Raw genomic sequence first — 8696 nt, 5'->3', positions numbered from 1 at the left:
GAAAAGAGTTATGTCTTGAACCTCGCCCCACCCCGCACACCTCATCTCCGTAACATACATACCATCCACCCATCCAAACATTCCCCTTTACCATTTTCCTTCTGTCTGGTATACTTAAAATCAAATGCAAATCATACAGAAAGAGGAACAAAAATGGCAAAATATACATTAATGAAAACGGAGGGGCGTGCGAAGAGGGCTCAGTTTGAGACTGTGCATGGTACGATCCAGACACCGGTGTTTATGAATGTGGGTACGATCGGGGCGATCAAGGGAGCTGTTTCTACGCAGGATCTTTATGAGATCGGAACACAGGTGGAGCTTTCCAATACTTATCATCTCCATGTACGTCCTGGTGACAAGATCGTGAAGCAGCTTGGAGGACTTCATAAGTTTATGAACTGGGAGCGTCCGATTCTGACGGACTCCGGCGGATTCCAGGTGTTTTCCCTTGCAAAACTCCGCAAGATCAAAGAAGAAGGCGTACATTTCCAGTCACATATTGACGGACACAAGATCTTTATGGGACCGGAGGAGAGCATGCAGATCCAGTCCAATCTGGGATCTACGATCGCCATGGCATTCGACGAATGTCCGAGCAGCGTGGCAGACAGAGACTATGTACAGCAGTCTGTAGAGCGAACCACCCGCTGGCTTGCACGATGCAAGAAAGAAATGGACCGTCTCAACAGCCTGCCGGATACTATCAATAAAGAACAGTTACTGTTTGGAATCAACCAGGGAGCCGTATATGAAGATATCCGTATCGAACACGCCAAAGAAATTTCCAAAATGAATCTGGACGGCTATGCAGTCGGCGGACTTGCCGTAGGCGAGACCCATGAAGAGATGTACCGCATCCTTGATGCTGTTGTACCATATCTTCCACAGGATAAGCCGACTTACCTTATGGGTGTCGGAACACCGGCGAATATTCTTGAGGGCGTAGAGAGAGGAATTGATTTCTTTGACTGCGTATATCCGAGCCGTAACGGTCGTCATGGTCATGTATACACCAACCACGGCAAGATGAATATGTTCAATGCAAAGTATGAACTGGATACCCGTCCGATCGAGGAGGGCTGCGGCTGTCCGGCATGCCGCCATTACAGCAGAGCCTATATCCGCCATCTTCTCAAGGCAAAAGAAATGCTTGGAATGCGTCTCTGCGTTCTGCACAACCTGTACTTCTATAATCATATGATGGAAGAAATCCGCGATGCACTGGATGAAGGCAGATTTGCTGATTACAAAAAAATGCGTCTGGAAGGATTTGCAGCAGGAGAACAGAAATAACACACAAAATGCAGAAAAATACTTGAAGTAAAAGGCTTTTTTGTGTATGATAGTGTATAGTGTTCCTGAATAGCAGGAATGTAAGTTAGAACAGGAGGAATCATAAATGAGCAGCACAGCAAGCAGTACCGCAAGCATGGGTATGATGATTTTATGGATGGTTGTTATCTTTGGAGTAATGTATTTCCTGATGATCCGTCCTCAGAAGAAAGAGCAGAAGAGACTTCAGGCAATGCTCAACAGCATGGAAGTCGGTGACAGTATCGTTACCACAAGCGGCTTCTATGGAGTGATCATCGACATGACAGAAGAAGATGTGATTGTAGAATTCGGCAATAACAAGAACTGCCGTATCCCAATGAGAAAACAGGCTATTGCAGAGGTGGAGAAGGCAGAACAGGCATCCGCATAACTGCAAATAAGAAAGTAAGTGCTGCGTCAGATGCGGCACTTCTTTTTTTATAAAAATCGTTTACTTTTATAACACGTTCTAACTTTTACGTAGTAAAGGGTTGAAAAGTGCCAGAAAGTGCGTTATTATAATAACAATATCCATGAGGAAAGGACTCTGCGCAAGATTCGTGTGATGCAGAGAGAGGAAATGAAAAGATGGAATACAAGATTGCATTGATTCCAGGAGATGGAATCGGACCGGAAATTGTCAGTGAAGCCAAAAAAGTTCTCGATAAAGTATGTGAGAAATACAACCACACCTTTACTTATTCAGAGGTACTGCTTGGAGGCGCATCTATTGATGTCCACGGCGTACCGCTTACAGATGAGGCAATTGCTACAGCCAAAGCCTCTGACGCAGTTCTGATGGGCTCTATCGGCGGTGATGCAAAGACATCCCCATGGTACAAACTGGAGCCGTCCAAACGTCCGGAAGCAGGACTCCTTGCTATCCGTAAAGCACTGAACCTTTTTGCAAACCTTCGTCCGGCATACCTTTACAAAGAACTCGAAGAAGCCTGCCCGATCAAAAAAGAAGTGATCGGAGACAACGGATTTGACATGATCATCGTCCGTGAGCTGACCGGCGGTCTTTACTTCGGCGAAAGAAAGACCATTGAAGAAGACGGTGTAAAGAAAGCAATCGATACACTTTCCTACAATGAAAATGAGATCCGCCGTATCGCGATCAAAGCCTTTGACATCGCAATGAAGAGAAGAAAGAAAGTCACAAGCGTAGACAAGGCAAACGTTCTGGATTCTTCCAGACTCTGGAGAAAAGTCGTAGAAGAAGTTGCAAAGGATTACCCGGAAGTAACTCTGGAGCATATGCTGGTTGACAACTGTGCAATGCAGCTTGTACATGATCCGGCACAGTTCGACGTTATCCTGACAGAGAACATGTTTGGCGATATTTTATCTGATGAGGCAAGTATGGTGACAGGTTCCATCGGAATGCTTTCTTCTGCAAGCCTCAATGAGACCAAATTTGGTCTGTATGAGCCAAGCCACGGATCCGCACCGGATATCGCAGGACAGAATAAAGCAAACCCGATCGCAACGATCCTTTCCGCAGCAATGCTGCTCCGTTACTCACTCAACCTTGACGAAGAGGCAGACGCAGTAGAGGCAGCTGTACAGAAAGTCCTGACAGACGGATACCGTACAGGTGACATCATGTCCGAAGGATGCAAAGCTGTCGGAACAAAAGAAATGGGAGATCTGATCGCAGCAGCGGTGTAAGATACCAGGAGTGCTATGCACGGAACAATCCGTAGGTATCGTATAGATTGAATAAAGAGGAGATAATAAAATGAGAAGTGATTCAGTAAAAACAGGCTCACAGCAGGCACCTCACCGTTCCCTGTTTAATGCCCTTGGATTAACAAAAGAAGAGATGGAACGTCCGTTAGTCGGAATCGTAAGTTCCTACAATGAGATCGTACCTGGCCATATGAACCTTGACAAGATCGTAGCAGCCGTAAAACAGGGGGTTGCAATGGCTGGCGGTACACCGATCGTATTCCCGGCGATCGCTGTCTGTGACGGTATCGCAATGGGACACATCGGAATGAAATACTCTCTGGTAACAAGAGATCTGATTGCAGACTCTACAGAGGCAATGGCAATGGCTCATCAGTTTGATGCCCTTGTTATGGTTCCGAACTGTGACAAAAACGTACCTGGACTTCTGATGGCAGCAGCCAGGATCAACGTTCCGACTGTATTCGTAAGCGGCGGTCCGATGATGGCAGGTCATATCCACGGACACAAGACAAGCCTTTCCAGTATGTTCGAAGCTGTTGGATCTTATGCAGCAGGCAAGATCACAGAAGACGAACTGACAGAATTCGAGAACAAAACATGTCCTACATGTGGATCCTGTTCCGGTATGTACACTGCAAACTCCATGAACTGTCTGACTGAGGTTCTTGGTATGGGACTTCGTGGAAACGGAACCATTCCGGCAGTATATTCCGAACGTATCCGTCTTGCAAAACATGCAGGTATGCAGGTTATGGAAATGTACCGCAGAAACATCCGTCCGAGAGACATCATGACAAAGGAAGCAATTCTGAATGCCCTGACGGTAGATATGGCACTTGGATGTTCTACCAACAGTATGCTTCATCTTCCGGCGATCGCTCATGAAGTCGGAATGGACTTTGATATTAGTTTCGCAAACGAGATCAGTGCAAAGACACCGAACCTCTGCCACCTTGCACCGGCAGGCCCGACTTACATGGAAGATCTCAATGAAGCCGGCGGTGTTTACGCAGTCATGAACGAGCTGAACAAAAAAGGACTTCTCCATACAGAATGCATGACAGTAACAGGCAAAACAGTAGGCGAAAATATCAAAGACTGTGTAAACCTCAATCCTGAAGTTATCCGCCCGATCGACAATCCATACAGCCAGACCGGTGGACTTGCAGTCCTCAAAGGAAATATCGCTCCTGACGGCGGTGTCGTAAAACGTTCCGCAGTCGTAGAAGAAATGATGGTACACGAAGGACCGGCAAGAGTCTTTGACTGCGAAGAAGATGCGATCGCAGCGATCAAAGGCGGCAAGATCGTAGCCGGAGACGTTGTAGTCATCCGTTATGAAGGACCAAAAGGCGGTCCTGGAATGAGAGAGATGCTGAATCCGACATCTGCGATCGCAGGTATGGGACTTGGATCTTCTGTAGCTCTTATCACAGACGGACGTTTCAGTGGTGCATCCCGTGGAGCTTCCATCGGACATGTTTCACCGGAGGCAGCCGTAGGTGGACCAATCGCCCTGATCGAAGAAGGCGACATCATCAGCATCAACATTCCGGAACTCAAACTGGAAGTCAAAGTATCTGATGAAGAGATGGCAGCAAGAAAAGCAAAATGGCAGCCACGTGAACCAAGAGTCACAACCGGATATCTTGCAAGATATGCTGCAATGGTTACCTCAGGCAACAGAGGAGCGATCCTTGAAGTGCCGAAAGCAAAATAACTGAAATCATTCATTTTATATACACAGGAGGAAACACAATGCAGCTTACAGGTGCAGAGATCATCATTGAGTGCCTTAAGGAACAGAAAGTAGATACTGTTTTCGGTTATCCGGGAGGCGCGATCCTCAATGTCTATGATGCTCTCTATAAACACAGTGATGAGATCCACCACGTTCTGACTTCTCATGAACAGGGTGCATCTCATGCGGCAGACGGTTATGCCCGTGCTACAGGCAAAGTCGGAGTGTGCCTGGCAACCTCCGGACCTGGAGCTACAAACCTGGTTACCGGTATCGCGACCGCATACATGGATTCTGTTCCAGTCGTAGCGATCACCGCTAACGTAGGCAAACCACTTCTCGGAAGAGATTCTTTCCAGGAAGTTGATATTGCCGGTATTGTAATGCCGGTCACAAAACACAGTTTTATCGTAAAAGACATCTCCATGCTGGCAGACACACTCCGCAAGGCATTTTATATTGCCAAGAGCGGACGTCCGGGACCAGTACTGGTGGATGTGACCAAAGATGTAACAGCAGCAACTTATGAATATTCCCTGCGCCGTCCGGCTACGATCAACCGTGAGACTGAGACGATCCGCAGAGAAGATCTGGAAACTGCTGCACAGATGATCGAGGAAGCAAAGAAGCCGTATATTTTTGTCGGCGGCGGATGTGTGATCTCCGGAGCTTCCAAGGAGATTAGCGAACTGGCACATAAGATCCAGGCTCCGGTCTGCGATAGCCTTATGGGCAAGGGCGCTTTTTCCGGAGAAGATCCTCTGTATACAGGAATGCTTGGCATGCATGGAACCAAGACTTCCGACCTTGGCGTGACACAGTGCGACCTTCTGATCGTTCTGGGTGCACGTTTCAGTGACCGTGTCACAGGAAATGCCAAGACCTTTGCAAAACAGGCAAAGATCCTGCAGATCGATGTCGATGCGGCAGAAATTAACAAGAATGTTGTGGTAGATGCGTCTGTAATCGGAGATGTAAGAGAAGTTCTCCGCAGACTTCTGGAAATGATTCCGGAAAAACAGCATCCGGAGTGGATCGAGCATATTCAGGAGATGAAAGCCAAATATCCTCTGAGTTATGATCATTCCCAGCTCACAGGACCATACATTATAGAGAAACTCTACGAAATCACAGGTGGAGATGCAATTATCTCAACAGATGTCGGTCAGCACCAGATGTGGGCCGCACAGTACTTCAAGTACAAAGAACCTCGTACCTTCCTGACTTCCGGTGGTCTCGGAACGATGGGATACGGACTTGGAGCTGCAATCGGTGCCAAGATGGGAAGACCGGACAAAACAGTTGTCAACATCGCTGGAGACGGCTGTTTCCGAATGAACATGAATGAGATCGCGACAGCAGTACGCTGCCATAAACAGCTTTTACAGATTGTCATGAACAATCATGTACTGGGTATGGTACGTCAGTGGCAGACCTTATTCTATGAACACAGATATTCACACACCGTTCTTGACGATGCCGTGGATTTTGTGAAAATATCTGAGGGCATGGGAGCGAAAGCGATCCGTGTTACGAAGATGGAAGAAGTAGAGCCGGCGATCCGCGAGGCTCTCGCAACAGACGGACCTGTAGTACTGGACTGCTGGATCGATCAGGATCTCAGCGTGTTCCCGATGGTACCGGCAGGCGCAAGTCTGAATGAAGTTTTTGACGAGGAGGATATGAAGAACAATGAGCAGAGTGTATAATTTTTCTGCAGGACCGGCCGTACTGCCGGAACCTGTGCTGAAAGAAGTAGCAGATGAGATGATGGATTATCAGGGAACAGGCATGTCCGTAATGGAGATGAGCCACAGAAGTCCTGAATTCCAGAAGATCATCGATGATGCAGAGCAGGATCTCAGAGACCTGATGAACATCCCGGATAACTACAAGGTATTATTCCTTCAGGGTGGTGCTTCTCAGCAGTTTGCCATGATTCCGATGAACCTTATGAAAAACGGAGTAGCTGACTATATCGTTACCGGTCAGTGGGCAAAAAAAGCATATCAGGAAGCACAGAAATACGGAAAGGTAAACAAGATCGCCTCTTCCGAAGACAAAACCTTCTCTTATATCCCGGACTGCAGCGATCTTCCGATCAGCCCGGATGCAGATTACGTATACATTTGTGAAAATAATACAATTTACGGAACAAAATTCAAAACTCTTCCGAATACAAAGGGAAAAACTCTGGTAGCAGACGTTTCTTCCTGCTTCTTATCTGAGCCTGTAGATGTAACCAAATACGGCATCATCTACGGTGGTGTCCAGAAAAATATCGGACCTGCAGGTATGGTAATCGTCATCATCCGCGAAGACCTCATCACAGAGGATGCCCTTCCGGGAACACCAACCATGCTTACATATAAGACACATGCAGATGCAGGTTCCCTGTACAACACACCGAACGCTTACTGCATCTATGTATGCGGCAAAGTCTTCAAATGGCTCAAAGCTATGGGCGGACTGGAGGAAATGCAGAGAAGAAACATCGAGAAAGCCAAGATCCTCTATGATTTCCTGGATCAGAGCAAACTCTTCAAAGGCACAGTAGAGCCGGCTTCCCGTTCTCTGATGAATGTTCCTTTCGTTACAGGTGACAAAGACATGGATGCCAAATTCGTCAAAGAAGCAAAGGCAGCAGGTCTTGTAAACCTCAAAGGACACAGAACTGTAGGCGGTATGCGTGCAAGTATCTACAATGCAATGCCCAAAGAAGGCGTAGAAGCCCTTGTTGCATTCATGAAAAAATTCGAGGAGGAAAATGCATAATGTTCCAGTATAAATGCCTCAATCCAATCTCCCAGACAGGTCTCGGCCTGTTTGGAGATGATTACAAACAGACAGAAGAAATGAACGATGCCGATGCAGTCCTGGTAAGAAGTGCCAAAATGCATGACATGGAACTTCCGGAAAATGTCAAAGTCATCGCCCGTGCAGGTGCAGGTGTCAACAACATCCCGGTTGATGTATGCGCAGAAAAAGGTATCGTAGTATTCAACACACCAGGTGCAAACGCAAACGGTGTTAAGGAGCTTGTTCTTGCAGGAATGCTCCTTGCTTCCCGTGATATCGTTGGTGGTATCGAGTGGGTAGCACACGAAGAAGACAAAGAACACATCGACAAACTGGCTGAGAAACAGAAAAAACAGTTTGCAGGCTGTGAGATCAGTGGCAAGAAGCTTGGTATCATCGGACTTGGTGCGATCGGAGCCATGGTTGCGAACTCTGCAACACATCTGGGAATGGAAGTTTACGGATATGACCCATTCATCTCCATCGATGCAGCATGGAACCTTTCCAGAACCATCAAACACAGCAAATCCCTGGATGAGATCTACAGCCAGTGCGACTACATCACCATCCATGTACCGCTTACAGACAACACACGCAAGATGATCGACAAAGAAGCTTTCACAAAGATGAAAGACGGTGTCGTTCTTCTGAACTTCGCAAGAGACCTTCTCGTTGACGAGGATGCCCTTGTAGAAGCTCTTGACAGCGGCAAGGTTAAGAAATACGTAACAGACTTTGCAAATGCAACCGTAGCAGGCAGACCGGGAATCCTCGTAACACCACATCTTGGTGCATCCACAGAGGAATCTGAAGAAAACTGTGCAGTTATGGCAGTCAAAGAAGTCAGAGATTTCCTCGAAAACGGAAATATCAAAAACTCCGTAAACTTCCCGAACTGCGACATGGGAACCTGCGTGGCAGTCGGACGTATCACCATCGCTCACAAAAACATCCCGAATATGATCAGCCAGTTCACCAAGATCCTCGGAAGCGAGGGACTGAACATCGCGGATATGACCAACAAGAGCCGTGGTGGATATGCATACACCATCATCGACCTGGAAAGCGCAGCATCCAAAGAAGCTCTGGATGAACTCAGAGCAATCGAAGGCGTGTCCAAAGTACGTGTGATCAAATAAGA

The 8696-nt window shown here is 47.2% G+C and carries 7 protein-coding genes; all 7 read left to right on the top strand.

Annotated features, from left to right (window positions below; all coding sequences use genetic code 11):
* Nucleotides 1-153: 153 nt before the first annotated feature.
* On the top strand, nucleotides 154-1296 hold the full coding sequence (gene tgt / locus WMO75_RS11300; protein WP_303223352.1) for a tRNA guanosine(34) transglycosylase Tgt: 1143 nt from the start codon (nucleotides 154-156) through the stop codon (nucleotides 1294-1296).
* Between the two features lie 106 nt (nucleotides 1297-1402).
* On the top strand, nucleotides 1403-1708 hold the full coding sequence (yajC, locus tag WMO75_RS11295; RefSeq protein ID WP_022214566.1) for a preprotein translocase subunit YajC: 306 nt from the start codon (nucleotides 1403-1405) through the stop codon (nucleotides 1706-1708).
* Nucleotides 1709-1905: 197 nt separating this feature from the next.
* Entirely contained in the window at nucleotides 1906-2991 is a 1086-nt protein-coding gene (gene leuB / locus WMO75_RS11290) for a 3-isopropylmalate dehydrogenase (protein WP_022214567.1), read from the top strand.
* A gap of 70 nt (nucleotides 2992-3061) precedes the next feature.
* Complete coding sequence (gene ilvD / locus WMO75_RS11285) at nucleotides 3062-4735, top strand: dihydroxy-acid dehydratase (RefSeq protein ID WP_022214568.1); 1674 nt, start codon at nucleotides 3062-3064, stop codon at nucleotides 4733-4735.
* A gap of 38 nt (nucleotides 4736-4773) precedes the next feature.
* Nucleotides 4774-6465: a biosynthetic-type acetolactate synthase large subunit gene (gene ilvB / locus WMO75_RS11280; protein ID WP_118251357.1), complete on the top strand. Its 1692-nt coding sequence runs from the start codon at nucleotides 4774-4776 to the stop codon at nucleotides 6463-6465.
* On the top strand, nucleotides 6449-7531 hold the full coding sequence (gene serC / locus WMO75_RS11275) for a 3-phosphoserine/phosphohydroxythreonine transaminase (RefSeq protein ID WP_227221754.1): 1083 nt from the start codon (nucleotides 6449-6451) through the stop codon (nucleotides 7529-7531). The genes ilvB and serC overlap by 17 nt, the downstream gene beginning before the upstream one ends.
* The gene (locus tag WMO75_RS11270) at nucleotides 7531-8694 is read left to right on the top strand and encodes a phosphoglycerate dehydrogenase (protein ID WP_022214571.1); all 1164 of its coding nucleotides are present in this window, start codon (nucleotides 7531-7533) and stop codon (nucleotides 8692-8694) included. Before serC ends, WMO75_RS11270 begins: the two co-directional genes overlap by 1 nt.
* The last annotated feature ends 2 nt before the right edge of the window (nucleotides 8695-8696 follow it).

It is taken from the genome of Blautia intestinihominis (assembly GCF_040096655.1).
Lineage (GTDB): Bacteria > Bacillota > Clostridia > Lachnospirales > Lachnospiraceae > Blautia_A > Blautia_A intestinihominis.
Note: the sequence above shows the minus strand (reverse complement) of the source record. Positions and strands in the feature narration are given on the sequence as shown.